We start from the raw sequence: 651 nt of genomic DNA, 5'->3' as shown, positions 1-651 counted from the left end.
CCCGGCTGCGGGGCGTAGCCACGTTTGCGCCAGAACGCATCGTTGGGGCGGTAATCGGCTGGCTTGCGCGGGTCGTCGGGCGCCCGTTCCACCGAACAGAACGCGGTCAATGCAAAGCGGCCCCGCGCGCGTGCATGCGCTTCGCGCCGGTCGAAGAATGCATGACCGATACCTTGCCCGCGATACGCCGGCAGCAGCACCGATTCGCCGAAATAGAACACGCTGGCCGGATCGATGCCGGCCGCGCGGAACGGTGCGTGGAACGCGTCGCTGTCATCGAGCAGCGGCAACCCGGTCGATGCGCCGATCACCGCATCGCCATCACGCGCCAGCACGAAGACGCTCTCCGGCGATGCCGCATAGGCCGCCAGATAGTCGCGCTCGTATGCGGCATCGCCTTGGTACAGATACGGCGAGGCGGCGAACACGCTGATGCGCAGCTGCGCCACCGCATCCAGATACGGCAGCCCCTGCGTGCCGCGCACCGTTTCCACCATCGGCGAGGAGCCAGTCATGCCGGCCATGGTAAGCCAGCAAGAGGTGGCTGCAACGCCATGCTTCAACGCAGCCAATGATCGTGGTTCCAAACGCGGGTCTGCGGCTGTTGCCACAGCAACCACACCGCCGCTTCGTCGGTTGCCAGCAGTACCC

Annotated in this window: 1 protein-coding gene; it reads right to left on the bottom strand. The window is 66.4% G+C overall.

The genetic code is table 11. The annotated features are described in order from the left end of the window. Positions 1-563: GNAT family N-acetyltransferase (locus CSC70_RS13960; RefSeq protein WP_211369510.1), on the bottom strand; the 563-nt coding region annotated here is incomplete at its 3' end. Positions 564-651 lie beyond the last annotated feature (88 nt).

Origin of the sequence: Pseudoxanthomonas kalamensis DSM 18571 (genome assembly GCF_010211745.1) — a bacterium.
GTDB classification, from domain to species: domain Bacteria; phylum Pseudomonadota; class Gammaproteobacteria; order Xanthomonadales; family Xanthomonadaceae; genus Pseudoxanthomonas_A; species Pseudoxanthomonas_A kalamensis.
This window is presented reverse-complemented; position numbering and strand designations above follow the sequence as displayed.